This is a genomic window from Rhodococcus sp. MurmanLake-1 (assembly GCF_056945715.1).
In genome coordinates this window covers 109401-135886 of sequence record NZ_JBWZNF010000004.1, presented here as the reverse complement: position 1 = coordinate 135886, position 26486 = coordinate 109401, and the positions used below count along the sequence as shown (strand labels likewise).

22 protein-coding genes are annotated in these 26486 nt (G+C 63.8%); 6 read left to right on the top strand and 16 right to left on the bottom strand.

Annotated elements, in window-relative coordinates:
* Positions 1-13: 13 nt before the first annotated feature.
* Both AC2ETI_RS13460 and AC2ETI_RS13455 read left to right on the top strand, forming a co-directional pair.
* Complete coding sequence (locus tag AC2ETI_RS13460) at positions 14-412, top strand: ectoine synthase (RefSeq protein WP_003944463.1); 399 nt, start codon at positions 14-16, stop codon at positions 410-412.
* 9 nt (positions 413-421) lie between these two features.
* Positions 422-1354 (top strand): D-isomer specific 2-hydroxyacid dehydrogenase family protein, encoded by a 933-nt coding sequence (locus AC2ETI_RS13455; RefSeq protein ID WP_007731007.1) that lies wholly within the window; start codon positions 422-424, stop codon positions 1352-1354.
* A 44-nt stretch (positions 1355-1398) separates the two neighbouring features.
* Here AC2ETI_RS13455 and AC2ETI_RS13450 read toward each other — a convergent pair whose 3' ends face one another.
* Complete coding sequence (locus AC2ETI_RS13450) at positions 1399-1920, bottom strand: VOC family protein (RefSeq protein WP_029255668.1); 522 nt, start codon at positions 1918-1920, stop codon at positions 1399-1401.
* 50 nt (positions 1921-1970) lie between these two features.
* Here AC2ETI_RS13450 and AC2ETI_RS13445 point away from each other — a divergent pair, with 50 nt between their 5' ends.
* A complete protein-coding gene (locus AC2ETI_RS13445; protein WP_060939165.1) occupies positions 1971-2828 on the top strand; it encodes an NAD-dependent protein deacetylase in 858 nt (285 codons plus the stop codon).
* Here AC2ETI_RS13445 and proB read toward each other — a convergent pair.
* The 9 genes from proB to AC2ETI_RS13400 form a co-directional block, all read right to left on the bottom strand.
* Positions 2801-3904, bottom strand: coding sequence for a glutamate 5-kinase (gene proB / locus AC2ETI_RS13440; protein WP_019749067.1), 1104 nt, complete (start codon positions 3902-3904; stop codon positions 2801-2803). The two genes, AC2ETI_RS13445 and proB, sit on opposite strands and share 28 nt — an antisense overlap.
* A 44-nt stretch (positions 3905-3948) precedes the next feature.
* The gene (gene obgE, locus AC2ETI_RS13435) at positions 3949-5400 is read right to left on the bottom strand and encodes a GTPase ObgE (RefSeq protein ID WP_019749068.1); all 1452 of its coding nucleotides are present in this window, start codon (positions 5398-5400) and stop codon (positions 3949-3951) included.
* Positions 5401-5612: 212 nt separating this feature from the next.
* Entirely contained in the window at positions 5613-5882 is a 270-nt protein-coding gene (gene rpmA, locus AC2ETI_RS13430) for a 50S ribosomal protein L27 (protein ID WP_003944532.1), read from the bottom strand.
* Positions 5883-5924: 42 nt separating this feature from the next.
* Positions 5925-6236 (bottom strand): 50S ribosomal protein L21, encoded by a 312-nt coding sequence (rplU, locus tag AC2ETI_RS13425; RefSeq protein ID WP_003944533.1) that lies wholly within the window; start codon positions 6234-6236, stop codon positions 5925-5927.
* A 319-nt stretch (positions 6237-6555) separates the two neighbouring features.
* Positions 6556-9804 (bottom strand): translation initiation factor IF-2 N-terminal domain-containing protein, encoded by a 3249-nt coding sequence (locus tag AC2ETI_RS13420; protein WP_483634027.1) that lies wholly within the window; start codon positions 9802-9804, stop codon positions 6556-6558.
* 471 nt (positions 9805-10275) lie between these two features.
* Complete coding sequence (ndk, locus tag AC2ETI_RS13415) at positions 10276-10695, bottom strand: nucleoside-diphosphate kinase (protein ID WP_042952256.1); 420 nt, start codon at positions 10693-10695, stop codon at positions 10276-10278.
* An 18-nt stretch (positions 10696-10713) separates the two neighbouring features.
* Positions 10714-11169 carry a DUF4233 domain-containing protein gene (locus AC2ETI_RS13410; protein ID WP_019749071.1) on the bottom strand — a complete coding sequence of 152 codons (456 nt, stop codon included), beginning with the start codon at positions 11167-11169 and terminating at the stop codon, positions 10714-10716.
* Entirely contained in the window at positions 11166-12605 is a 1440-nt protein-coding gene (gene folC, locus AC2ETI_RS13405) for a bifunctional tetrahydrofolate synthase/dihydrofolate synthase (protein ID WP_019749072.1), read from the bottom strand. The genes AC2ETI_RS13410 and folC overlap by 4 nt, the downstream gene beginning before the upstream one ends.
* On the bottom strand, positions 12602-15283 hold the full coding sequence (locus AC2ETI_RS13400) for a valine--tRNA ligase (RefSeq protein ID WP_483634026.1): 2682 nt from the start codon (positions 15281-15283) through the stop codon (positions 12602-12604). Before AC2ETI_RS13400 ends, folC begins: the two co-directional genes overlap by 4 nt.
* A 172-nt stretch (positions 15284-15455) precedes the next feature.
* On the opposite strand from AC2ETI_RS13400, the gene AC2ETI_RS13395 reads away from it, so the two are divergent.
* Positions 15456-16157: a hypothetical protein gene (locus tag AC2ETI_RS13395; protein ID WP_483634025.1), complete on the top strand. Its 702-nt coding sequence runs from the start codon at positions 15456-15458 to the stop codon at positions 16155-16157.
* A gap of 71 nt (positions 16158-16228) precedes the next feature.
* On the opposite strand, the gene AC2ETI_RS13390 is transcribed toward AC2ETI_RS13395, so the two are convergent.
* From AC2ETI_RS13390 to AC2ETI_RS13380, 3 genes are all read right to left on the bottom strand, one after another.
* A complete protein-coding gene (locus AC2ETI_RS13390; protein ID WP_069146890.1) occupies positions 16229-18262 on the bottom strand; it encodes a S9 family peptidase in 2034 nt (677 codons plus the stop codon).
* A 12-nt stretch (positions 18263-18274) separates the two neighbouring features.
* The gene (locus tag AC2ETI_RS13385) at positions 18275-18889 is read right to left on the bottom strand and encodes a GNAT family N-acetyltransferase (protein ID WP_003944518.1); all 615 of its coding nucleotides are present in this window, start codon (positions 18887-18889) and stop codon (positions 18275-18277) included.
* A 63-nt stretch (positions 18890-18952) separates the two neighbouring features.
* Positions 18953-19960: an iron-siderophore ABC transporter substrate-binding protein gene (locus tag AC2ETI_RS13380; protein WP_019749076.1), complete on the bottom strand. Its 1008-nt coding sequence runs from the start codon at positions 19958-19960 to the stop codon at positions 18953-18955.
* A 120-nt stretch (positions 19961-20080) separates the two neighbouring features.
* Here AC2ETI_RS13380 and AC2ETI_RS13375 point away from each other — a divergent pair, with 120 nt between their 5' ends.
* Both AC2ETI_RS13375 and fdhD read left to right on the top strand, forming a co-directional pair.
* Positions 20081-22390 carry an FdhF/YdeP family oxidoreductase gene (locus AC2ETI_RS13375; RefSeq protein ID WP_189637310.1) on the top strand — a complete coding sequence of 770 codons (2310 nt, stop codon included), beginning with the start codon at positions 20081-20083 and terminating at the stop codon, positions 22388-22390.
* Position 22391: 1 nt separating this feature from the next.
* Positions 22392-23261 carry a formate dehydrogenase accessory sulfurtransferase FdhD gene (fdhD, locus tag AC2ETI_RS13370; protein WP_428691933.1) on the top strand — a complete coding sequence of 290 codons (870 nt, stop codon included), beginning with the start codon at positions 22392-22394 and terminating at the stop codon, positions 23259-23261.
* Here fdhD and AC2ETI_RS13365 read toward each other — a convergent pair.
* The 3 genes from AC2ETI_RS13365 to aroQ are packed head-to-tail and all read right to left on the bottom strand — an operon-like array spanning position 23212 to position 26449.
* Entirely contained in the window at positions 23212-25125 is a 1914-nt protein-coding gene (locus AC2ETI_RS13365) for a TIM barrel protein (RefSeq protein WP_483634024.1), read from the bottom strand. The genes fdhD and AC2ETI_RS13365 overlap by 50 nt on opposite strands.
* Positions 25122-26000, bottom strand: coding sequence for a shikimate dehydrogenase (locus AC2ETI_RS13360; protein ID WP_269577846.1), 879 nt, complete (start codon positions 25998-26000; stop codon positions 25122-25124). Before AC2ETI_RS13360 ends, AC2ETI_RS13365 begins: the two co-directional genes overlap by 4 nt.
* On the bottom strand, positions 26000-26449 hold the full coding sequence (gene aroQ, locus AC2ETI_RS13355; protein WP_046378774.1) for a type II 3-dehydroquinate dehydratase: 450 nt from the start codon (positions 26447-26449) through the stop codon (positions 26000-26002). Before aroQ ends, AC2ETI_RS13360 begins: the two co-directional genes overlap by 1 nt.
* Between the last annotated feature and the right edge of the window lie 37 nt (positions 26450-26486).

Sequence of the window (26486 nt, the reverse complement as noted above, 5' to 3'; positions counted from 1 at the left end):
GAAGGACTCTCCCATGATCGTTCGCACCACCACCGAGATCACCGACACCGACCGCGACATCACGAGCGAGGACGGCAACTGGCGCAGTAAGCGCATCGTCCTCGGCGGCGACCGCGTCGGGTTCTCGTTCCACGAAACCACCATCAAGGCAGGTTCGGTCAACGAGTTCCACTACGCCAACCACGTCGAAGCGGTCTGGCTCGTCGAGGGCACCGGCAAGCTGATCGACCTGGACAACAACAAGGAATACGATCTCGCACCGGGGTCGATGTACCTGCTCAACGGTCACGAGCGTCACCGCGTCGAGCCCGATACGCAGATGCGCATGCTCTGCGTTTTCAATCCGCCGGTCACCGGGCGTGAGGTACACGACGAGAACGGTGTCTACCCACTGGTGGAGGTCCCCGCGTAGCGTCTAGTCATGGCGACTGACACCTCTCCACGCGTAGCGATCGGCCCCGTCCCCGATGCACTGCTCGACAGCGCGGTGCTTCGGGGCGGAGGTCTGATCAGTCCGATCGACACTGCCGACGCCCTGATCTGGGCGGGCTCACCCGAAACTTTTCCGTCGGAGTTACCGGCGTCGGTCAGGTGGGTGCAGCTGCCGTCGGCGGGAATCGAGGATTGGTTCGACTCCGGTGTGATTCCGAAGGACACCGAAATCACGTGGACCTCGGCGGCCGGCGCGTTTTCGGCCTCGGTGGCCGAGCACGCGCTCATGCTGCTGTTGGCCGGAGTTCGTCACCTGCCCGCACACATCGAAGCTCGAACGTGGCGTCAGTTCGAGTTCTTTCCCAAGATCGGCACCCTTCGTGGCTCGACGGTTGCGATCATCGGCGCAGGCGGTATCGGCCGCGCGCTGATTCCGATGCTGGCCGCGCAGGGGGCGGACAGCATCGCAGTCAATCGTTCCGGTAGCCCGGTTCCCGGGGCCATCTCGACGTACCCCGCATCCAGGATGGATGAAATCTATTCTCGCGCAGATCACTTCGTGATCGCTGCGCCCGCCACCCCGGCCACCCGTCACCTCGTTGGCCGCGCGCAGTTGGCGGCGATGCAACCCCATTCCTGGGTGATCAATGTCGCGCGCGGATCACTGGTCGATACCGACGCGCTGGTCGAGGCAATCGAGTCGGAGCAGATCGGCGGCGCCGGTCTCGACGTCACCGACCCCGAACCCCTCCCGGACGGTCACCCGCTGTGGGATCTGACGAATGCGATCATCACACCCCACGATTCCAATCCGCCGGGAGTTCGCCCCGCCGCGTTTGCGGATCACGTCTCCAAGAACGTGACCCGCTTCGCGAAGGGCGAGGCACTGGCTGCCCTCGTCGACCCGGTCGCCGGATACTGAGCACGCCGCCGCAGCCTGAATGATCCGGCGAAAGCTGCCGAAAGTTACTGTGGCGAATCCGTATCCGGGAAGAAGAGCGCCCGCGCCCGGCGAGCCACCTCCTCCGCAGGTACGTCCTCGACCTTCGTGCATACGGCCCACCGATGGCCGAATGGGTCGAGAAACACTCCGTGCCGGTCACCCGAGAACGTATCGGCGACCGCCGTGACCAGCGTGGCTCCCTCGGCGACGGCCCGATCGACGAACTCATCCGTGTCCTCGGTGTAAACGACGATGGACGAATGCACCCAGCCGTCCTGCGGCGACCTGAGACCGAAGTCCGGCATCTCCTGCGAAAGCTGCAGCATCGAATCACCGATCCGAATCTCGGCATGCATGAGAGTGCCGTCAGGTGCATTCATCGCGTCGACGATCTCAGCTCCGAGTGCTCGTTTGTAGTAGTCGAGTGCGGCATGCCCGTCCGGCACCGCAAGGTAGGGAGTGATCGTGCGGTAACCAGCGGGAATTGGGTTCACTGTGTTCATGTCTACGAGTATCGACAGTCGTACACGTGTTCTATTGAACATTTCGGACTTCCTCCGCGCCGCCGTCTCGCACACGCGCCTATCCTGGAACGGTGCCTACCGACAACAGCCGCCTCGACGCCCTTCCCGAGCTCCTGGCCGGCCGTCGCCTGGCAGTTCTGACGGGTGCAGGCATCTCCACCGACTCCGGAATCCCGGACTACCGTGGCCCCGATTCACCCCCGCGCAATCCGATGACGTTCCAGCAGTTCATCGGGGATCCGGCGTTTCGACGTCACTACTGGGCGCGTAACCACATCGGCTGGCGATACATGGACAGCTCGCGGCCCAACCAGGGCCACCGGGCCGTCGCGGCACTCGAGCGAACAGGGCGAGCCGTCGGTGTGATCACCCAGAACGTCGACCTCCTGCACACCAAGGCCGGCGCGCGAAACGTCATCGACCTCCACGGCACCTACGCGCAGGTTCGATGCCTGAGCTGCCAGCGGCTGATCTCCCGCACCACTCTCGCCGAGAGACTGGAGGAAGCCAACCCCGGATTTGCCGAAACTGTGGCTGCTGCAACGGGAGTCGAGATCGCGCCCGATGCGGATGCCGTGATCGAATCCACCGCACACTTTAGCGTCGTGGATTGCGCCGTGTGCGGTGGGCTACTCAAGCCGGACATCGTCTACTTCGGTGAATCCGTCCCCAAGGAACGTGTGGCCCGGGCGTACAGCCTCGTCGACCAAGCCGATGCACTGTTGGTAGCCGGGTCGTCGTTGACGGTGATGTCCGGTCTGCGTTTCGTGCGGCATGCCGCCAAGACCGGGAAGCCGATCGCCATCGTCAATCGCGGAACGACCCGAGGTGACGAATACGCCGACCTCAAGCTCGAAGCCGGTTGTGCTGAAGCACTTTCCGCCCTGGTCGAGTACGACAGCTACAGCGCCACCAAGTCGTCCGCGTGAACCACGGGACGCTGCATGTCGGCCGGTAGATCGGCGGTGGAGCGCCCCAGGATCTCCTCGATCTCCGTAGCGTCGAACGCAACGACACCCCGAGCGACGGGCTTCTCCCCCGGTCCCATCAGCGACACGACATCGCCGGCGTGAAAATCGCCGGACACACCGACGATGCCCGCGGACAGCAGGCTTCGACGCTTGGACACCACCGCGCGAACGGCGCCTTCGTCGAGGTGAAGGTCACCCGATGTGTCAGCGGCGTGACGTACCCAGAATCGGCGAGCCGACAATCGCGTCGGCCGGGGCGCAAATGCCGTTCCGACATCGGCACCACTGAGTGCCTGCGCAGCGTCCGATGCTGCCGCGAGCAGCACCGGCACTCCGGAATCAGCGGCCAGGCGTGCTGCTGAGAGCTTTGACGCCATGCCTCCGGTACCGAGAGCGCCACCCGAACCGGCAACCACACCGTCGAGATCCTCGGGACTGTTGACCTCGGGAATCAGTGTGGCATCGCCCTTTCGGGGATCCCCGTCGTACAGACCGTCCACATCCGACAACAGGATCAACGCGTCGGCGCCGACGAGATGAGCAACCAGAGCAGCCAGCCGATCGTTGTCACCGAATCGAAGTTCGGTGGTGGCAACGGTGTCGTTCTCGTTCACGATCGCGACCGCGTGCAATGCCCGTAGACGATCGAGTGTCCGTTGGGCGTTGCGGTGCTGCGTCCGTCGAGCGATGTCGTCCGCCGTGAGTAGAACCTGCCCGACGGTACGCCCGTAACGGGCGAACGACGTACCCCAGGCGTGAGCCAGCGCCAACTGACCGACGCTGGCCGCGGCCTGCTTGGTCGCGAGATCCCGCGGTCGCTTGGTCAGTCCCAGCGGCGCCAGTCCGGCGCCGACGGCACCGGACGAGACGACGACTACATCGGAGCCCGCGCGCATGCGGGCCTCGATGGCATCGGCCAACAGATCAAGTCGGTGAGTGTCGAGTCCCGCCACCAGACTGGTGAGCGCAGACGACCCGATCTTCACGACGATACTGTGAGCCGACGCTATCGACTCCCTGGTGGACCCGAGCACAGTCCCGTTCCCTCTCTTCGGTTTTCGTCCTGAAATCGCGTGAGTCAGGCGTCTTCGTCGAGCAGCCCGCGGCGGACGCGACGAGCATGCTTGCGCTCGTCGGCGCCGATACGCTCCACCTGATCGAGACGCGGGTCGGTTCCACGGCCCGTACGGGTCAGATCGATACCGGCCGGCGTCATCGGCTCCCACTCGAAGCTGACGTCACCGATGGTGACGGAAGCCCCTGGCTGAGCGCCCTTCTTGACCAATGCGTCCTCGACACCCAAGCGTGCAAGACGGTCGGCGAGGTAACCAACGGCTTCGTCGTTGTCGAAGGCGGTCTGACGAATCCACCGCTCCGGGCGGGTGCCTCGGACGACGAACCCACCAGGGATATCGGGATCCTTCTCGATGGTGAAGCTGGAATCCTTGACCTTGACCGGGCGAATGACCTGGCGCTTCGGCTCGGGCTTCGGATGAGCTTCGCGGTAGTCGCGGACCATCTTCGCCAGCGCGAATGTCAACGGTCGCAGACCTTCTCGGCTCACCGCCGAGATGGTGAAGACCGGCCATCCGCGAGCTTCGATCTCGGGTGTGACCATTTCGGCCAGCTCGGCTGCCTCCGGAACGTCGGTCTTGTTCAGGATGACGACGCGCGGGCGCTTGTCGAGGTCACCGAGTCCCGAGTCGCCGGAGAGCGCGGGCGTGTACGCGGCCAGCTCTGCTTCCAGGGCGTCGATGTCGGATATCGGGTCACGCCCCGGATCGAGGGTGGCGCAGTCGATCACGTGCGCCAATACGGCGCAGCGTTCGATGTGGCGCAGGAAGTCCAGGCCCAAACCGCGGCCTTCGCTGGCACCGGGGATCAGTCCGGGCACGTCGGCGACGGTGAAGGTGGTGTCACCGCTCGAGACGACGCCGAGGTTGGGGACCAGAGTGGTGAAGGGGTAGTCGGCGATCTTCGGCTTGGCCGCCGAGAGAACGGACACCAGCGAAGACTTACCGGCAGAGGGAAATCCGAGCAGACCGACGTCGGCTACCGACTTGAGTTCGAGAACCAGGTCACGCTCGACACCGTCTTCACCGAGGAGTGCGAAACCTGGGGCCTTGCGAGCCTTCGAGGCGAGTGCTGCGTTGCCGAGTCCGCCGCGGCCGCCCTGAGCGGCGTCGTAGCGCGAGCCGACACCGACGAGGTCGGCAAGGACGTTGCCGTCGGTATCGAGAACCACAGTTCCATCCGGGACCTTGAGGATGAGGTCTTCACCGTTTGCACCCTCGCGGTTACTGCCGGCGCCCTGCTTGCCGTTGGTCGCCTTCGCGTTGGGATGGAAGTGAAAGTCGAGGAGGGTGTGGATGTTCTCGTCGACCACGAGGATGACGTCGCCACCGCGACCTCCGTTGGCACCGTCCGGACCGCCGAGCGGTTTGAACTTCTCGCGGTGTACGGAGGCGCAACCATTGCCGCCTTTTCCAGCGCTGACGTGCAGCACAACACGGTCAATGAATCGGGACATGACTGCCGGATCCTTCCTCAGTCAATTGCGGGTCTCACGCGATGAGCTGAACTTCTGGTGAGCAGGGTTGCTCGGGGTAAAACTGGCACTACTTAAACAAACGATAGGGGCGGACCGGGTTATTTCAACCCTGGTCCGCCCCTATCGGGAGCTTGGAACGCGTCACTCTCTTACCGAAAGTAGAACCGGTGACGCACAACTAGCGAGAAAGACTAGACCTCAGCCGCAACGACGGCCGGAACGATGTTCACGGTCTTGCGTCCACGCTTCTGGCCGAACTCGACTGCACCGGCAGCGAGAGCGAACAGGGTGTCGTCGCCGCCACGGCCGACGTTGACGCCGGGGTGGAAGTGCGTGCCGCGCTGGCGAACCAGGATTTCGCCTGCGCTGACCGACTGGCCGCCGAAGCGCTTCACGCCGAGGCGCTGGGCGTTTGAATCGCGACCGTTACGGGAGCTGGATGCACCCTTCTTATGTGCCATGCTATTGACCCTCCTCGGGTGAAATTAGCTAGAAAGAACTGGTTACTTGATGCCCGTGACCTTGAGCACCGTGATCGGCTGCCTGTGGCCCTGACGCTTGTGGTAACCGGTCTTGTTCTTGAACTTGTGGATGCGGATCTTCGGGCCCTTGGTGTGCTCGACGATCTCACTGGTGACTGCGACCTTGGCCAGCTTGGCCGCGTCGGTGGTCAGGTCAGATCCGTCGACCACGAGAACGGGAGCAAGCGAGACAGCAGTGCCGGGCTCACCCTCGATCTTCTCGACCTTGACGAGGTCACCAACAGCGACCTTGTACTGCTTTCCGCCGGTCTTGACGATCGCGTACGTTGCCATCGGAGGGCTACCCCTTGCTTCTTCGAACTTGCTCGCGCTGCTGCCTGAGGCTTCAAATGCATCGCGACTGGTCTGGTTTATGTCACCTCGGCTCGGCACTGACGTACCGGGACATTCACGCGCACTCTAGGCACACGGAATCTCTACCGCCGGGTGGCGACCCTCCAAGGTTACGGGAAAGCAACCGTCAGGGTCAAACCGCCCCGCCGAGGGGTGGTGCTCACTACTCTGTACTGCTTCTACCAGCTGAAACTTCGGATAACGGTTGGATGTCCTCGCTCATCGCAAAGTCATCCAACCGACCGAAAGCCAGTAGTTCTTACTCTCCGTCTACCGGAGGACCTGCGGGACGTGCTGCTGCACGCCTGCGACGGGGTCGCTTGACGACGACAACTTCTTCCTCAGCCGGAACTTCGGTGGCCGGAGCCGGAACGTTTTCCACGACCGCTTCTGCCACGGGTTCCGGAGTCGGAATCACGAAGACCGTACCCACCTCGGGAGCTGCCTCGGCAACCGGTGCCGACGCTGCCCGCGACGCCCGGCGACTACGCCGACGACCGCGCGGAGCAGCTTCGGTCGAAGCTGCCGCCGACTCGTTGTCCACTGCGGAAACTTCTTCCGCAGCAGAGTCCACAACAGGAACGTCATGGCGCTCAGGAGCAGCAGGAGTATCGATCGGCCGATCCTGTTGCCGATCGGTACTTTTGGATGCATCATCCCCCGAAGACGTACCGGTGGAATCAGACTCGATCGAGTCGGCCGCGACGGTCTCGTCGTCGTCGTGGTGATGCGAGGCCATCGCCAATGCCACCGGATGAGCCCGCTTGACGGTCGCGTCGACAGCCGGAACCTCCGGCGCCGGAGCTTCCTGTCCGTTGGACTCGGTCGAAGGCGACTTGTCTCCGCGGCCACGCTTGTTCTTGCGCGAGGTGCCGGATTCGCTTCGCTGCGAGCCCGAACGCGATCCCCCGTCGTCCGAGGACTTCACCTCGACCGGCTCGGAGTGGACGATGATGCCGCGGCCGTGGCAGTGCTCACAGGTGGTCGAGAAGGCCTCGACCAATCCGGTGCCCAACTTCTTGCGCGTCATCTGCACGAGTCCGAGTGACGTGACCTCCGACACCTGATGGCGCGTGCGATCGCGACCCAGGCATTCGGTGAGCCGACGCAGGACCAGGTCCCGGTTCGATTCGAGGACCATGTCGATGAAGTCGACGACGATCATTCCGCCGATGTCCCGCAGGCGCATCTGGCGAACGATCTCCTCGGCTGCTTCGAGGTTGTTGCGGGTAACGGTCTCTTCGAGGTTTCCACCGGCTCCGGTGAACTTTCCGGTGTTGACGTCGACGACGGTCATGGCCTCGGTGCGATCGATCACCAAGGTGCCGCCGGACGGCAGCCACACCTTGCGATCGAGTGCCTTGGCCAACTGCTCGTCGATACGGCGAGCAGCGAAGACGTCGATACCGTTGTTCGGCGTGTACTTCTCGAGTCGCGGAAGCAGGTCGGGCGCAACGGAGTTGATGTAGTTCTCGACCGTCGTATGCGCCTTCTCGCCCTCGATGACCAGCTTGGAGAAGTCCTCGTTGAACAGATCACGAATGACCTTGACCAGCATGTCAGGCTCTTCGTACAGCGCCTGCGGGTTGCCGGACTTACCGGTGTCCGCAGCCGCGGCCTGCTCCTCGATGCCGGCCCACTGAGCCTGCAGACGAGTCACGTCGCGCGCCAACTCTTCTTCGCTGACGCCCTCGGACGCCGTGCGAATGATCACGCCGGCGTCGGCGGGAACGATGTCGCGCAAGATTTCCTTGAGACGCTTGCGCTCGGTGTCCGGAAGCTTGCGGCTGATACCCGTGGACGTACCACCGGGTACGTAGACGAGGAAACGACCGGCAAGCGAAATCTGTGTGGTCAGTCGAGCACCCTTGTGACCGACCGGATCCTTGCTGACCTGAACGAGCACCTGATCGCCCGGCTTGAGGGCCTGCTCGATCTTGCGCGAGTTGCCACCGAGACCGGCAGCCTCCCAGTTGACCTCACCGGCGTAGAGAACGCCGTTGCGGCCACGTCCGATGTCGATGAACGCCGCTTCCATGCTGGGGAGCACGTTCTGGACACGTCCGAGGTACACGTTGCCGACCATCGACGCGGACGCCGAGTTGGTGACGAAGTGCTCGACCAACACTCCGTCTTCGAGGACTGCTACCTGTGTAGTCGCATGCGGCTGACCGCTGTCTGCTCGATCACGCACAACCATGACGCGATCGACGGCCTCACGACGCGCGAGGAACTCCGACTCGGTCAGAATCGGCGGACGACGACGGCCGGCGTCACGACCGTCGCGGCGACGCTGACGCTTCGCTTCCAGACGTGTCGAACCACTGATGCCCTGGACCTCGTCCTTGACGCGGGTCTTGTTGCGAGGTTCGCGCTCGTGAACGACGGTGTTCGGCGGATCGTCCTCGGACGTCGCAGTCGCGTCGGTGGCGCCGTCGGTGCCGGTCTTGCGACGACGACGACGGCGGCGACGGCGGCTCGATCCGTCGGCATCGAGATCGGAATCGTCGGCATTCTCGGAATCCGCATCAGCGGTGGACTCGGACTTATCACCGGATTCTTCGCCGGCAGCGTCGTCGGTTTGCTTCTCGACTGCCGCAGGGGCAGATTCCTGCTCCGATTCGGTAGCGGTATCCGACTCTTCGTCCGAGCCCTGCTCGCCACCCTGTTCACCGCGACCACGACCACGTCCACGGCGTCCACGACGACGGCGACGCGGCTGATCGTCGTCCTCGTCCTCGGACTCGGCGCTCTCGCCCTCGGTTTGCGGTGCGGTCACAGCCGGCTCTTCGACGGCAGGAACTGCAACCGGTGCTGCCTCGGGAACGACGGTTTCGGCTTCCGTAGTTGTCTGCTTCTCTTCGACGACCGCCGGTGCAGCGGGCTCGCGGCGTGCGCGACGGCGACGCGGAGCTACCTCGGCGGCTTCGAGATCCGGCTGCAGGAACAGCGGGACCTGCGGCGCGGCGGGAGCCACCTCGGGCTGATGGGTCTGCGGTGCCTCGAAGGAAGTGAACAGATCGGACTGCTCGGCTTCCTTGCTCTGCAGCGCAGCTGCGGCGTCGAGTCCAGCGCTGATCTCGGCGACAGCCGGATCCACTGTTTCTTCTGCTGCAGGTTCTTCGGCGGCCGGTTCTTCGGCAGCCGGTTCTTCGACAACGACCTTTTTGCGGGTGCGACGAGCCCTGACAGGCTTCTCGGCCGGAGCCTCTGCAGCAGGCGCTTCCGCAACAGGGGCCTCCACAACCGGGTCTATGAGGCTATCGAGCTCGGCGACGACCGGCTCGATGGCCTCGGCCGCGGAAGTCAGCGAGGCGTGAATCCGCTGGGCAACGTCCCGTTGGAGACTCGACTGCGCACTGCGCAATTCGGTGCCGAGCGCTGCGGCTTCGGCAAGGACCTGCTTGCTGGTGACACCGAGCAGCTTCGCCAGCGCGTGTACGCGCATCTTGTCGGGAAATTCCGGGGTGGTGCTGGAATCTGATTCGGTTGGGGATTGATCGGCCACGTAAGTCTCCTCAGCCCCCGGGCGCGTCCAACCCAGAAGTCGAGTTGTCACGCGGCCACGCGGGAGCGTGCTGTGTGTACTCGCACTCAGAAGTGAGTGCGAGATTGTAAGGTCTCGCTCCGCATGGTCCGCAATGCCCGTTATTCACTGCGAGCACATGAAGTGCCTGGCTGGATGGCCGTTGTCCTGTGCGCGAGCGCCTGATCATCCAGCGTGCAGAGGTCCAGGGATTTCCTGTTGACCTGGAGCAGCGATGAAAGGGCATCGAACCTAGGTGTCATCCGGTTGAACGTGCGTAAAACAAATTGCGGTTCAACTGAAAGCAGTATCCCACACCAACGCGCCTGCAACTGCAAAGGGCGCACCGATGTGGGATACGTGCCGAGAATTCGCTGTGGAGATGTGGGCCGAAGGCCCGTTCATGTGGGCCGGAGGCCCGTTACATGTGGGCCAGAGGCCCCGATCGAAGATTCAGATGGACGACAGCGCGGGGAACCACAGAGCGATTTCGCGCTCTGCCGACTCCACGGAGTCACTGCCGTGAACGAGGTTCTGCTGCGCTTCGAGTCCGAAGTCGCCACGGATGGTGCCCGGAAGAGCTTTGTCGACCGGGTCGGTTCCGCCGGCCAACTGACGGAAAGCAGCGATGGCGCGGGGGCCTTCGAGCACTGCGGCCACCAGCGGACCGGACGTGATGAACTCCAACAAGCTCGGGTAGAACGGGCGCTCGGAGTGTTCTGCGTAGTGGCTACCAGCCACCTCTTCGGAAGCTACACGGAGTTCGAGTGCTGCAATTGTCAGGCCTTTGCGCTCGATACGGCTGAGGATTTCTCCTACGTATCCACGGGCAACGGCGTCGGGCTTGATCAGTACGAGGGTGCGCTCAGTCACAGCGGACAGCCTAAATGGTCAGTCCCGCTGGCCGGGAAGCAGGCCCTTGTCCATCCGGCGCTTGATGTCTCTCTGCAGGTAGACGAGGTATCCCCAGACGATCCCGAAGGTGATCGCCACACCGGCAATCGACGGGTGGACGAAGAATCCGAATAGAAGAATCACCTGCAGTGCGACGTTGAACCCCATCGCCCACGGCTTGCCCTGGACGCCGGCTCCCAGAATCATCAGTACCGCCAACCCGATGATGAATCCCGCGGAGGCCGCGGTGAGGCCACCGCCGACGACCGCGACAACCGGCAAAGCCAGCAGCACGACGATCGCCTCGAGGATCAGGGTTCCGGCCATCACTCCGCGGAAACTTTTCCAGGGGTCCTTGGTCGGAGGCCCGAACTCGCCGGCAGTGTCTCCGGACTCGGGGTCTCCGGGCTCGTGGCCTCCGGACTCGGGATTGGCATCTGACGGGGTACTCACGCGGGGTCCTTTCCGAACAGCGTGCGGGCGGCGCCTGCGGTCACGACGGATCCCGTCACCACCACACCTGCCCCTGATACGGCTTCGCCGGGTTCGGCGACCTGCTCGGCGATTTCGATCGCGACTTCCAACGCGTCGGCAAGCACCGGCGCCACGACGACGCGCTCGTCGCCGAACTTCGCGACGGCAATGTTCGCCAGCTCCTCGACATCCATCGCCCGGGGTGACCCGTTGTGGGTGACGACGATCTCGTCGAAGACGGATTCGAATGCGGTCAAGATTGCGTCGACGTCCTTGTCCGCCATCACGCTGACAACTCCCACGAGCTTGCGGAAGTCGAACTCCGCGGCCAGTGCGGCGGCGAGAGCACGCGCACCGTCGGGATTGTGGGCGGCGTCGAGAAAGACCGTCGGCGCACTCCGAACACGTTCGAGGCGACCGGGATTGACGATCGAGGCGAACCCGTTGCGGATAGCGTCCTGATCGAGTTGTCGATCCGGACCGGCGCCGAAGAACGCTTCGACGGCAGCGAGCGCGAGCGCGGCGTTGCGCGCCTGATGCTCACCGTGAAGGGGGAGGAAGATGTCGGTGTACACACCACTCAGGCCTTGAAGTTCGAGCTGCTGTCCACCTACCGCGATCTGGCGAGCAAGCACCTTGAACTCCGAGCCTTCACGCGCGACCGCGGCCTCGACCTCGACTGCTCGGCGCAGCAATACCTCCATGACTTCTGGAGTCTGCTCGGCGATGATCGCGACGGTGTCCACCGGAACCAAGTCCTCGCGGCCCTTCTTGATGATCCCGGCCTTCTCCTCCGCGATTCCGGCCAGGTCGGTGCCCAGGTACTCGGCGTGATCGAGGCTGATCGGCGTGATCACCGCGACCTGTCCGTCGATCACGTTCGTGGCGTCCCAGCGTCCGCCGAGGCCGACCTCGACCACGGCGACGTCCACCGGAGCCTCCGCGAATGCCGCATAGGCCATCGCAGTGAGCACTTCGAACTTGCTCATCGCCGGTCCCCCGGCTTCCTGCGACTGTGCGTCGATCATCTGCACGTACGGCTCGATCTCGCGGAACGTGTCCACGTAGAGCCGCGGGGAGATCGGATGACCGTCGATGCTGATCCGCTCGGTCGCGATCTGCAGATGAGGGCTGGTGGTTCGGCCGGTACGACGATGCAGAGCGCTCATCAAGGAGTCGATCATGCGCGTCACCGACGTCTTGCCGTTGGTTCCCGTGACGTGCACCGACGGATAGTTGTGCTGCGGTGAGCCCAGGACATCCATGAGCGCCTCGATACGAGTCAGTGACGGCTCGATCTTGGTCTCAGGCCAACGCTTGTCGAGTTCTGCTTCCACCAGCGCCAGTTCGGCGATGTCGACCGGAGTCGGAACCGAACTCTGAGCGTCGAATTGGGACGGCTCGTACGAACTCACTTGTCGGCCAACTCCTTCAGACGTCCTGTGATGCGCTCGATCTCTTCGACGGCGATCTGGCGACGTGTCTTGATCTTGTCGACGACGGCGTCGGGCGCCTTCGCCAGGAAGGCCTCGTTCGCCAGCTTGTTGTCAGCGGTGACGAGCTCCTTCTGCGCTGCCGCGAGGTCCTTTTCGAGACGCTTCTTCTCCGCGCCGAGGTCGATGGTGCCCGAGGTGTCGATGTCGACCGTGACGGTGCCCTGGCTCAGACGCACCTCGACGGAGATCGACGCGGTGAACCCCTCTTCGGGTTCGGTCAGCTTGGCAAGCGCCGCCACGTAGGCGAACTGGCCGTCCATGCCTGCCTCCGAGAGCCCGGACGCACGAGCCGGAACCTTCTGGGAAGGCTTGAGCCCCTGATCGTTTCGGAAACGTCGCACCTCGGTGATCAGCTTCTGCGTGTCTTCGATCCTGGTGGCGGCCTGGGCGTCGACCGCCACACCGGACAACGTCGGCCAGTCGGCGACGACGACGGATTCGCCGCCGGTGAGCACCTTCCACAGGGTTTCGGTCACGAACGGAATGACCGGGTGCAGGAGGCGGAGCAGTGCATCGAGAACGTTGCCGAGCACGGCGCGGGTGTTCGCGGCGACAGCCTCGTCGGCGGCGAACTGCACCTTGGCGAGTTCGAGGTACCAGTCACAGACCTCGTCCCACGCGAAGTGGAACAAGCCTTCGCACGCCTTGCTGAACTCGTAGCGATCGAATGCGGCGTCCGCCTCGGCCTGGACCGTGTCGAGACGGTCGAGGATCCAACGATCGGCGTCGGTCAGTTCGCTTCGAGCAGGCAGCGGCGCGGGAGCAGCGCCGTTCATCAGTGCGAACTTGGTCGCGTTGAACAACTTGGTCGCGAAGTTGCGCGAGGACTGCGCCGAATCCTCACCGACGGACAGGTCACTGCCCGGGTTGGCGCCGCGCGCGAGTGTGAATCGCAGGGCATCGGCGCCGAAACGATCGACCCAGTCGAGTGGGTCGATACCGTTGCCGCGAGACTTCGACATCTTCTTGCCGTACTGATCGCGGACCAGTCCGTGCAGGAACACGTCCTTGAACGGCATCTGCGCACCGGACTTACCCGGACCGGCGGTGATCGACTCGTCCTCGGACACGTAGGTGCCGAACATCATCATACGGGCGACCCAGAAGAACAGGATGTCGTAGCCGGTGACGAGAACGCTGGTGGGATAGAACTTTTCGAGCTCGGGCGTGTTGTCCGGCCAGCCCATCGTCGAGAAGGGCCACAGTCCCGAGGAGAACCAGGTGTCGAGGACGTCGGGATCCTGGACCCAGCCTTCCGGTGCCGTTTCGTCGGGACCGAAGCACGCAACTTCACCCTCGGGGCCGTACCAGACCGGAATGCGGTGGCCCCACCAGAGTTGGCGGGAAATGCACCAGTCGTGCATGTTGTCGACCCAGTCGAACCATCGCGGTTCCTGGCTCGCCGGGTGAATGACGGTGTCCCCGTTGCGAACCGCGTCACCCGCAGCCTTGGCGAGCGTCTCGACCTTGACCCACCACTGCAACGAGAGACGAGGCTCGATGGCCTCGCCACTGCGCTCGGAGTGCCCGACGCTGTGCAGGTACGGGCGCTTCTCGGCGACGACGCGGCCCTGCTCGGCGAGAGCTTCGCGAACCTTGACGCGAGCCTCGAAGCGGTCCATACCGTCGAATTCGGTTCCCGTGTCGGCGATCTTGCCGGTCTTGTCCATGATGGTGGGCATCGGCAGGTTGTGCCGCAGGCCCATCTCGAAGTCGTTGGGGTCGTGAGCCGGCGTGATCTTCACTGCGCCGGTTCCGAACTCGGGGTCGACGTAGTCGTCCGCGATGATCGGAATCTGACGCCCGGTGAACGGATGATCGAGAGTGGTTCCGATGAGGTGCTTGTAGCGCTCGTCTTCGGGATGGACCGCCACTGCGGTATCACCGAGCATCGTCTCGACGCGAGTGGTCGCGACGATGACGTGCGGCTCGTTGTCGTCGAGCGAGCCGTAGCGCAGGGAAACCAGCTCACCCTCGACGTCCTCGAACTTCACCTCGATGTCGGAGATCGCGGTCTGCAGCACCGGCGACCAGTTCACGAGACGCTCGGCGCGGTAGATCAGACCCTCGTCGAACATGCGCTTGAAGACGGTCTGAACGGCGCGCGAGAGGCCCTCGTCCATCGTGAAACGATCGCGACTCCAGTCGACACCGTCACCGATGCGCCGCATCTGGCCCCCGATAGTTCCACCGGATTCGCGCTTCCAGTCCCAGACCTTGTCGATGAAGAGGTCGCGGCCGAAATCTTCCTTTGTCTTGCCGTCGGCAGCGAGCTGCTTCTCGACGACGGACTGCGTGGCGATACCGGCGTGGTCCATGCCAGGTAGCCACAGCACCTCGTAGCCCTGCATCCGCTTGCGACGGCTGAGCACGTCCATGAGGGTGTGATCCAGGGCATGGCCCATGTGCAAGCTGCCCGTGACGTTCGGGGGCGGCAGCACGATGGAGTAGCCGGGCTTGTCGCTGGTCGCGTCGGCCTGGAAGTACCCGGCGTCTACCCAGCCTTGATACAGATCGGCCTCTACAGCGCTGGGGTCCCAGCTCTTGGGTAGGGCGTCGGCGGGGGTCTGGGGGTTCTCTGGAGCTGCACTGGTCACCACTTGATCCTAATGACTCCCCCGTCGTGAACGAATTCGCCCGTCGGCCGCCGCGGCGCACACGAACGACTGCCCCGCAGTCCGGGGTCAGCCGAACAAACGATATTCACCGATCCGCTCCGCTGACAGGATCGCTCTGAAGGACGACCGACCAACTACCTGTGGAGCAAATATGTTGAACAACTGGAGTTCTCGCCCTCCCAGCGTTCGAACCTTGGCGGCGGCCGCGACGATCGGAGCGGCGGTTGCCCTCGTGCTTCCGGCGACTGCGTCCGCTGCCCCCGGCATCGAAGAAAGTGTGCAAGGAAGCATCGACAGTGGCAGCGCCACGATCAACGGAAGCGTCGGCGATATCGGGAACGACATCGCAAACGGCATCGCCAGCGGCAGCGTGGGCGACATCGTCGGCGGGATCGCCACTGGGAACCTCAACGACGTCCTCGGCGGCCTGAACGCCGGCTCGACCAGCGCGACGGACATCGTCAACGGCCTGGCCAGTGGCAACGTCAGGGACATTCTCAGTGGGCTGGCCAGCGGCAGCGGCGGCGGCGGATCGTTTGCACCCACGCAACGGTGTGACGCCTCGACCGTCTCCGGCGGCGCAGGAATCACCAGCACCAAGCACGAACTCGGCCGCGGCGGACCGACGTCGTTCGTACTCGGCTACGAAACCGAGGACATCCCGGACCTGATCGAGGTGTACTACGAAGGACGGTTGATCCACAGCACCGGATACATCGGCGACAACATCAACGAGGGAACCGGTTCGGCGGTCGTCAACGTGCCCGCCGGCGGTGCATCGTCCGTGCTGGTTCGCGTCACCGGCCCCGACCACACCGAGTGGGCGTACACCGTTCGTTGCCCCGACGCCTGAGTCCGGTCCGGATCCGCGCGAAGACGATCGTGCCTCGTTCGGCTGCTTCAGCCGAACGAGGCACGCGCGCGTCAGCCCAGAATCTCCGGCAGCGCGACATCTTCGCCGAGAACGTGCTCGGAGAGGAACGCGGTGACCACCTCGTACCAGATCTTGGTGTGCTGCGGCTTGAGCACCCAGTGATTCTCGTCGGGGAAGTACAGGAAGCGATGGTCCGTTTTCCCGTCGTCGTCGGCGGGCAGACCTGACTCGGCGAGCAGTTCGTACCAGAGTCGCAAGCCCTCACCGATCGGAACCCGGTAGTCCTTGTCGCCATGGATGACCAGCATCGGAGTCGTGATGTCCGCGACGTACAGGTGTGGCGAGTTCTCGACGGCCATCTCCGGCGACATCTCGCGTTGCCAGTACCAGGCCGCGTCCGTCGTCGGGCCGAATTGATCGAGTGCCCAGAGGCTTGCGTGGGTGACGATCGCGTCGAAACGGTTGGTATGGCCGGCGATCCAGTTGGCCATGTAACCGCCGAACGAACCACCCATCGCGCCGGTTCGCTTGGGGTCGATCTCGGGCTGCGCGACGGCAGCATCGGTGATCGCCATCAGATCGGTGAAGGGCGCCTTGCCCCACTGACCCCACCCGCGCTGGACGAAGTCCTGCCCGTATCCGGTCGAGAGTGCGGGATCGGGCAGCAGTACGGCATAGCCCTTGGCGACGAGCAGCCACGGGTTCCACCGCCAGGACCAGGTGTTCCACGAACCGAGTGGACCGCCGTGGACCCAGAGGAGCAACGGCACCGGCGCGTGCGGTGCGGCGCCGGTCGGCAGTGCCAACCAACTCCGGACTGTCGAACCGTCCTCGGCGCGAGCGGTGATCTCGGTCAGTGTTCCCGGCAGCTCCGGCAATGCGTCGGGTCCACGAAGTGCGGTGATCTCACCGGATCCCAGATCCACCCGCACCACGTGCGGGGGCGCTTCGTACGAGGCTCGCAACGCGTAGATCGACTCGCCGTCCGGCGCCACTCGAACATCGGTGTACGCCGCGTCGTCGGCTGTCAGGCGCACCGGCTGGCCCCACAGGTCGATGGTGAAGATCGGCCCTCGGCCGCCGTCGTCGGCGGTGACCACCAGCCCGGATCCGTCGGGTAGCCAGGCAAGTGAGGTAGGCCAGCGATCCCAGCCGTCGGCCACGCCGGTCACGGCACCGGATCCGAAGTCGTAGAGCTGCAGAGTCATTCGCGGTGCGGACTCCGGCGTGGTGAGAGTCTCCCGGATGAACGCGAGCTTGGTTCCGTCCGGCGAGAGCACCGGGTTGTAGACGTCCGCGTCAGCCTCGTCGACAAGGGTGGTTCGGTCGCCGGTCACCGTGTCGATCCGAACCAACGTCGATCGGCGGGCGGCACTCGCATCGCCGACAGTCCACGTTGTCACGACGAAGAGACCGTCGTCGGAAATCGTGGTCGACGTCTCTCGCAGCGCCGCGCCCGCAGTTGGTGTGATGTCCCGCAATTCGACGGATTCCTTCGAATCTGTCTCGGCGACAACCAGATGCGGATGATCGGGACCCAGGTCGTGGTCCCAGTGGCGCACCGGATACCCGGTGTGCAGCATCGCCGTGACCTTCTTGTCCTTGCGCGCCGATCGCACCTGATCGTCCTGGTCGAGGCTGATCGCCGAAGCCATGACCGACGTCTGGGCCACGAACGTCGGCGCCGCCTTGGCCGCTGATACCGACGAGACACCACCGGGACGTGAGATCAACAGCTGAGCTTCTCCGCCCGCCGCGGGCAAGCGCCAGAGTGCGGGTTGCGGATCGCTCTCGCCCGGCACGGCTCGCGTGGCGGTGAAGAGCACGTCGCCGTCGAACGCGAAGGCAGCACCGGACTCGCTGGTCGAGCCCCAGGTCAACCGACGCGCCGGACGCCGACCTTCCGGGTCGATCTCCCACAACGAGGACACGTATTCGGCGCTCTTGTCGTCGAGAACGGCGCGCGCGCAGATCAGCAGCGAGCCGTCGGGTGACAACACCAGGCCGGACAACCTGGCCAAGGCGATGTAGTCGTCGAGTTCGTCGAACGGTGTGCCTGCGTGGAGCTCGGGAATCTGGGTCACCACTAGTTGGTATCACGCGCCCCGCGGTTGACGCATCATTGCGTAGATCGTCGGCCCGCCGCCTGGCATGACGATGTCACGGGTCACTTCGAAACCGAAGCGGTTGTAGTACGGGATGTTCGATTCCTTGCTGCTCTCGAGGTAAGCGTCGACGTGTTCACGATCGCAACGCTCCAACCGGGAGTTCAGTAGGGCTTTGCCGTATCCCCCACCGCGCGCCGCGCTGCCGGTCCCGACCGTCGCGAGATACCAGTGCGGCGAATTCGGATGTGCTCCTTCGAGAACGGAGCTCACCTCGGCCGCGTGTCGTAGCCCCCTGCCGAAGACACGCACCATTGCGGGCAGGCTCACGAGCCCGGAAATCCACGACTGCTTCCACCGCCCCGGCGGATCCCACAGAGTTGCCCCGCCGATCACGCCGTTGTCATCGGTGGCTACCTCGACACCGCCACCGGCGAAGTGGTGGTAACGAGCTTCTGCGGCAAACAGTTTCGTCAGGCGCTCAGCCCTGGAGTCCTCGTCCGGCAACATCCAGGCCATCAAAGGATCATCTTCGAACGCCTCGGCCAACACCGCCGACAGCGCCGGAATATCGGATCGGACAGCCGGCCGCACGTGTACACCCATGAGGCGAGAGTACCGCCGACTGTCCGAATCCCTGGACTTTGAACAGCGCTGTCCTTGAACCGATCAGACGAGCAAGCCCGCAATCCGCGGCGGAATCTGTTCGAGCGCATAGGGCAAGCTCAGTACGGTGCTCCACGTCATGGCTTCGGCAGCAGCGTCTTCCAGAATGATCGCGCGGCCGTCCTTCACGACGTCGAGTTCCTGGTAGATCGGGGTCTTGTCCAATTCCGCCCGAAGCTTGTCGCCGTAGCCACCACCGGCGTACCAGACGAGTACGTCGACGTCCGCAAGCGAGAGTTGCTCGGTGCTGATCTCGGCGAAGTTACCCGTGATCTGATCGGTGACAGGCGGATTCACGAATCCGAGTTCAGTGAAGAACCTCACCTTGGGGTCTTCCGGTCCGTAGACCCCGAATTGCCCCGGCCCCTTCAACGCGCCGACCAGAACGGTCTTGCCGGCAAACGCCGGATTGGCCGTCTTCACGTCGGCGAACTTCTTGTCGACGCCGGCGATCAGCTCGGTGGCCTTTCCTTGCTGCCCCAGCGCTTCGCCGATGATGGTCGTCTGGTTCTGCCAGGGGATTCCGTAATCCGCGAACTCCTTCGGCTGCGCCACCGTCGGCGCAATGGCACTGAGTTTGTCGTACTGCGCCTGAGTGAGCCCGGAGTAGGTGCCGACAATCAGGTCGGGTGTCGTGGCAGCGACCTTCTCCATCTGAATGGTGGTGCCCGCGGTTCCGATGATCTCGGGAGTCGCCCCGTTCAACAACGGCTGCGCCCATGGCCACACACCGTAGGGGTAATCGCCGTACCAGTCGAAGGTTCCGACCAAAGTCCCACCGAGGGCGAGGATCGCATCTTGATCGTTGTATCCGACACTGACGATCCGCTGCGGATCCTCGGGCAGCTCGGTAGCCCCAAATTTGTGGGTGATCGATCCCGCAGAGTCCCCGCTGGGGGGCGTGTCCTCGTCGTTCGAACTGGAGCAGGCTGCGGCGAATGCCAGCAACGCTCCCGACGTGCCGATCAGAAATCCGCGCCGGGTCAGCCGACCTGCGTCCGTTCGATCCATGCTCTTACCCCTTAAGTCCGCTCGTTCGGTAGGTAAGGCTAGCCGATGAATGTCGCATTCCGGTGAGTTCGACCGGCCCATTCGATGGCAGTACCGCGCCGTTCGGGCCAGTATGGAGACATGACGCGCCAGGGCCCCTCGAAAGACATCGACGAATCGGATCTCGAAGTCACGCACCCCAAGGACTACGCCGCCGGAGTGCCGGCTGTTCTGGTGTCGCTGCAACGAGGAATCGAGCAGATGGGAGCCCTGCGGACCGCCCGAACGCTCACCAGGCTCAACCAGCGTCACGGCTTCGACTGCCCGGGGTGTGCGTGGCCGGAGACTCCCGGACATCGCAAGCCCGCCGAGTTCTGCGAGAACGGAGCGAAGGCCGTTGCCGAGGAAGCAACGCTTCGCACGGTCACGCCTGAATTCTTCGCGGAGCACTCGATCGCCGACCTTGAAGGCAAGACCGATTACTGGCTCGGCCAACAAGGCCGACTGACGCACCCGATGGTCCTGACCCCGGGAGCAACCCATTACCAGCCGATCGACTGGGACGGCGCGTACGCACTGATCGCCGAACATCTGAACGGCCTCGCGTCGCCGGACGAAGCAGTGTTCTACACCTCCGGTCGCACGTCCAACGAAGCAGCGTTTCTCTACCAGTTGATGATTCGTAGCTACGGCACCAACAACATGCCCGACTGTTCCAACATGTGTCACGAGTCGTCCGGAAGCGCACTGACCGAATCCATCGGCATCGGCAAAGGCTCGGTGACGGTTCCCGACCTCGAGAACGCCGATCTCATCCTCATCGCCGGACAGAATCCCGGCACCAACCACCCTCGAATGCTCTCGACACTCGAGAAGGCAAAGGGCAACGGCGCCAAGATCATTGCCATCAATCCCCTCCCCGAGGCGGGATTGCGACGGTTCAAGGATCCGCAGAAAGTCTCCGGCGTGATCGGGCACGGAGTCGACATCGCGGACGAGTTCCTGCAGATCCGGCTGGGCGGCGACATGGCGCTGTTCCAAGGTCTGGGGAAGCTGCTGCTCGAGCAGGAAGATCGCGCTCCCGGTACCGTGGTCGATCGCGCATTCGTCGACCGCTACTGCGCCGGTTGGGACGAATACGAGAAGCACATCCGCGCGGTCGATCTCGACACGGTACTCGAGGCGACGGGCCTGTCGATGGCGCAGCTCGAGGAAACGGCTGCCGCGCTTGCCCGATCCGAGCGAACCGTCACCTGCTGGGCCATGGGCATCACTCAGCACACACACGGAGTCGCCACCATCGAAGAAGCGGTCAACCTGCTGCTCATGCGTGGAATGATGGGCAAACCCGGTGCCGGGGTCTGTCCGGTGCGAGGACACTCCAATGTCCAGGGTGACCGCACGATGGGCATCTGGGAGAAGATGCCGGAAGAGTTCCTGGCCGCGCTCGACACCGAGTTCTCGATCTCGAGCCCTCGCAAGCACGGGTGGGACACCGTGGACGCGATCCGCGCGATGAATGCCGGCAAGGCAAGCTTCTTCATGGCGATGGGCGGCAACTTCATCCAGGCCAGCCCGGACACCGCAGCCACCGAAACCGCGCTGCGCCAATGCGAACTCACCGTTCAGGTTTCCACCAAACTGAACCGAAGCCACGTCGTTCACGGGCAGACCGCAATCATCCTGCCCACCCTCGGACGTACGGACCTCGACGTCCAGGCCGGCGGAAAGCAGCTTGTCTCCGTGGAAGATTCGATGTCCATGGTGCACCTGTCGCGCGGACGCCTCACGCCGGTCAGCCCCTACCTACGTAGCGAAGTCGCCATCATCTGCCAACTCGCCCGCGAGCTACTCGGCAGCGATCACTCCGTCCGCTGGTCGGCCTTCGAGGGCAACTACGACCTGATTCGCGACTCCATCTCACGAGTGGTGCCCGGATGCGAAAACTACAACACCCGGGTTCGCCAGCCGGATGGATTCCAGCTCCCACACCCACCGCGTGACTCGCGTGAGTTCCGCACGCACACCGGCAAAGCCAACTTCGGCGTGAACGAACTGCACTGGATACCCACTCCGAGCGGGCGCCTGATACTGCAGACCATGCGCAGCCACGACCAGTACAACACCACGATCTACGGCCTCGACGACAGATACCGCGGTATCAAGGGCGGACGCAAGGTCATCCTCGTCAATGCCGAAGACATCACTGCACTCGGATTCCGCGACGGCGATCTCGTCGACATCGTGTCCGAGTGGACAACACCAGACGGAACACTCGAAGAGCGTCGGGTCACGGAATTCCGCATCGTCTCCTACGACACCCCCCGCGGCAATGCGGCGGCGTACTACCCCGAGTCAAATCCGCTCGTTCCCCTCGAACACGTTGCAGCCAAGTCGAACACGCCGGTCTCGAAGGCCGTCACTGTTCGACTCGAAGCATCAGGCGCCTGAGATGGGACGGGTCACCGCACGAACACCGGTCGTTCGAATCTCGGGTGATCGGGTCGTCACGCGCCCCGACACGCTGGCCGTCGAAGAACCACTCGAAATGAGGGTTGGCGGTCAGGTGCTGGCCGTGACGATGCGAACACCAGGCAACGACGTCGACCTCGTCCACGGATTCCTTCTCAGCGAAGGCGTCATCGGTACCCGCGACGACGTGAGCGTCGTCAGGTACTGCGACGGCGTCGACGAAACCGGCGCGAACACATACAACGTCCTCGACATCGCGCTCGCTCCCGGAGTGCCGTTGCCCGATCACACCACCGATCGCAACACCGTCGTCAGTTCCGCGTGCGGCGTGTGCGGCAAGACGTCACTCGATGCCGTCCGAACCACCACTCGGCATCCGCTGGTCGGTGACACGACTTCCGTCACCTCCACCGTCATGTCGGCCATGCCGGTCACGCTTCGGGAGAGCCAACGGATCTTCGAGCGCACCGGAGGCCTGCACGCAGCCGGATTGTTCACCGCCACCGGCGAACTCCTGGCGCTGCGCGAGGACGTCGGCCGGCACAACGCAGTCGACAAGGTGATCGGTTGGGCAATCACCGACGGCCGAGTGCCGCTCTACGACACGATCCTGATCGTCAGTGGGCGGGCGTCGTTCGAACTCGTCCAGAAGGCCGTCATGGCGGGCATTCCGATTCTGGGCGCAGTCTCCGCGCCGTCGTCATTGGCCGTGGAGTTGGCACAGGAATCGGGGTTGACCCTCGCCGGTTTCATCCGCGGCGATTCGATGAATATCTACTCGCACCCGCACCGAGTCGAGGTCACGTCTGATTCGCGCGCAACTGAGCCGACAGTCGCACAGCGGAGTTGACCTCCCCGTAGCCCTCGTATCCACCCACTCGCTGCACGACCTCGAAGAACAGGTCTCCCCCGACCGTCGGGGTGAACAGGTGGAAGAACTCACCGCGGGCGTCAGCGTCGTAAAGGATTCCGGCGCTGCGCATCCGGTCGAGCAGTTCTGAATTCAGGCCGAAACGTGCGTCCAGATCGTCGTAGTAGTTCGGGGAAATGGGTAGCGGAGCAAAGCCCCAGTCCTGCATGGACGCAGCGGCACCGAAGATGTTCTCACACGCGAAAGCGACGTGGCTGACGCCGCCGCGACGGACCATCGGCAGCCCGCTTCGACTGCCCTCCACCATGTTCAGTGAGATCCGCAGGGTATGTCCGTCACCGTCCTGAACGAGCGTGAGTGCCTGGCTCCGCATGAGTCCGACCGAATCGGTGACGTCCTGCCCCTCGTGCGGTTGCATCTCGAACACGGAACGCAGGAGCAGCATGATGCCGTCCCAACTCTCCGCCGGAACTGCCAGTGCCACGTGGTCGATCCCGGTGAACACTGCGCCCTGTTCACGATTGCGCTCGGCGGGCAGCGGGTAGATCTCGAATGCCGATTCCCACGCTGCAGCGCTGCCAGGGCCACGAAGGTCGATCGATGTCGCATCGGTGACCTTCAAGCGTACGACGTCCGGTACCTCGGAGTTCTCGTCGCTCGAACCGGGCAACTGCACGCGCGTCGCCGGTACTTCGAGTGCCAGAGCGCGCTCTCCCCACACTTCGGGTTCGGTTGCCCTGATGCCGATCTGAGTGAGAACCGGCAGATCCGCGGGCAGCCCGGGCGCCGTCCACACCGTGCCCGCTGTCGCGTCGACGGCAACGGTGAGCGGTCCGTGCCGCCACAACTGCAAGTCGTGATCGTGGTGCCGTCCGACCAGATGAAAACCGACGCGGGAGAGCATCGAGTGCACCTGGTCCTGTTTAGCCGGACCCGCAGCGATTCGCAGAGACACGATCCCTTCGAGCGGGGTGCGCTCCGGGGCGGTGAACAGCGTGGGTCCACCGGCGGCAGGGTTCGCGGCGGCGACCTGTTCTTCCAGATGGAGGAGCGACCGATGAGCGTCGATTGCCGTCCGCTGGGTGTCCGCGCGTCGGAATACGTCGTTGAAGATCTCGAGCGACCACGGTCCGTCGTAACCGGTGGCGTAGACATGCTGAGCGAACGCACTGAGATCGAAGCTGCCCTGCCCCGGGAAGTTTCGGTGATGCCGGCTCCACTGGAGGATGTCCATCGCCAAGAACGGAGCGTCCGCCAACTGGAGGAAGAAGATCTTCTCGCCGGGAATCTCGCGAATTCCGGCGGGATCGTCACCGCGCGAGAGGATGTGGAAACTGTCCAAACAGGTTCCGAGCGCCGCGTGATCGACTCCCTCGACGATCCTCCAAGCATGACCGTACGTGTTGACGTGGGCACCCCATGCGAGCGCCTCGTAGGCAACCTTCTTGCCGTGCTCGGACGCCAGTTCGGCGAGAGCTCCGAATTGCTCTGTCAACTGACCGTCATCGTGACTTGCGGTCGGCAGGGGCGAGGAGCACACCAGGAGCGTCTCGCACCCCAGTTGATCCATGAGCTCGAATTTGCGTTCCACTCGAACAAGATTCCGAGCAAATTGGGCCTCGTCCACCGTGTCGAAGTCACGGAATGGCTGATACAGATCGAGGGTCAAGCCCAGATCCGCAGCCCGCGTTCGCAATTCCTTCGGGGACCACGGCGAAGCGACAAAATCCGGCTCGAACACCTCGAAGCCGTCGAAGCCGGCAGCAGCGATGGCGTCGAGCTTCTCCTCGAGAGTCCCACTGAGCGATACCGTCGCGATCGACGTCCGGACCGGGGCACTCACAGCGCTGCCGCAGTCTGTTCGCCGTGCACGAGTTCCGTCATGTGCGCGAGCATCCGCTTACTGTCGGGCTCGATGCCCGTGAAGATCCGGAACGCGTCGACGGCCTGAAAGACAGTCATTCCGCCTCCGCTGAGCGTCGGGGCTCCGATCAACCTCGCCTGACGCAACAGCTCGGTCTCGAGCGGGCGGTAGACGATTTCCGCTACCCACAGATCTGGACGGAGCAGATCTGGCGAGAATGCCATTCCAGGATGAGCCGCCATTCCCATCGGAGTCGCGTGGATCAATCCGTTTGCGCTGCCGAGCACTTCGGCGAGGTCGCTCGTGTGCCGCGCCTCGACAACCTGCGCCGGAAACTGCTGCGCGAAGGTTTGTGCAAGTTCCTCCGCGCGAGGCAGGCTCGAATCGACCAACGTCAGTGTCCCGACGCCGCGGGTGAGCGCGGCATAGGCAACCGCCGCACCGGCTCCGCCGGCACCGAGCTGCACGACACGATCGAGCTGTGCGCCGGGAAGTCCGTCGTCGAAATTTCGGCCGAAGCCCGACCAATCAGTGTTGTGTCCGATCGCCTTGCCGGAGTCGAAGAGGACCGTGTTCACCGCACCGAGCCTGCTCGCATCCGGCGAGAGCTCGTCGAGGTGTTCGATCACCAACTGCTTGCACGGGTGAGTGATGTTGAGGCCGCGGAAGCCGAAACGTCGTGCATAGGTGAGAAGTTCACCGATGTCCGACGGCGCCATTCCCATCACGTCGAGATCGAGGATGCGGTAGATGTACGGCAGGCCCTGTCTGCGCCCTTCTTCCTCGTGCATGATCGGAGTCAAGGAGGCTCCGATTCCGGTGCCGATCAGACCGCAGAGGATCGAATCACTCATCAGTTCTTCCCTTCTCGGATGCAGACGAATTCGACTGCGGCGCTGTATCCGTCGATTCCCAATCCACAGATGACGGCGTCGGCGATGCCGGAGACATACGAGTGGTGACGGAATTCTTCGCGACTGTGGATGTTGCTGATGTGCACCTCCACGACGGGGGCATCCAGTGTGACCAGAGCGTCGCGCAACGCAACGGAGGTGTGCGAGTACCCACCGGGATTGATGACGATGCCCGCGACATTTCCCCTGGCCTCGTGGACCCAATCGATCAGTTGGCCCTCGTGGTTCGACTGCTTTGCCTCGACCACCGCGCCGAACTTCGCGGCCGCCGCTTCACAGCGGGAAACGACGTCGTCCAGGGTGCCTCTCCCGTAGAACTCCGGTTGGCGCTGGCCCAACAAATTCAAGTTGGGTCCGTTGAGAACCAGAACCGGTAGAGATGGAGTCATCAGGGGCACCTCGGGGTTGACGCTCGAAACTAATGTA